This window comes from Pseudomonas sp. EA_5y_Pfl2_R50 (assembly GCF_963970475.1).
GTDB lineage: Bacteria > Pseudomonadota > Gammaproteobacteria > Pseudomonadales > Pseudomonadaceae > Aquipseudomonas.
In genome coordinates this window covers 1-445 of sequence record NZ_CAXAPT010000189.1, presented here as the reverse complement: position 1 = coordinate 445, position 445 = coordinate 1, and the positions used below count along the sequence as shown (strand labels likewise).

Here is a 445-nt window from a genome sequence, read left to right as displayed (position 1 = left end):
CGAAAGCTCGCATCGGTATGCTCGGAGCGGGCGGTGCCGGTGATCGTCAGCCCCTCGGGCAGCAGGCCATCGGCGTGCAGGCCATAAAGCGAGGGGAGCAGCATCCGCTGCGCGAGATCTCCGGTCGCGCCGAACAACATCAATTTGGCGACGGGCGTGCGGGTGGGCATGCGATATCAGCCTCATGGGGAAGGGGTCACCTTAAGAGGCGAACGCGCGCCGCCAAGGTGAATACGTATCGTAAAGCGGCAAAAAATTACAGCGTCAGCCCCGCCACCGGATCGAGACCCGCCATGATGTTGAGACTTTGCACCGCAGCCCCCGCAGCGCCCTTGCCGAGATTGTCGAGCGTCGCGATCAGACGGGCCTGACCGGTGGCGGCGTTGCCGCACACCCGGACGGTCAGCCGATCCGTACCGGCATCGTCCTCGATACACACAGCGGC

The 445-nt window shown here is 64.7% G+C and carries 1 protein-coding gene and 1 pseudogene; both read right to left on the bottom strand.

What is annotated here, in order from left to right:
- On the bottom strand, positions 1–140 hold a 140-nt coding region (locus tag AACY19_RS27385), incomplete at its 3' end, for a hypothetical protein (RefSeq protein ID WP_445262339.1).
- Positions 141–256: 116 nt separating this feature from the next.
- A pseudogene (locus AACY19_RS27380) lies at positions 257–445 on the bottom strand (hypothetical protein); the annotation flags it as partial.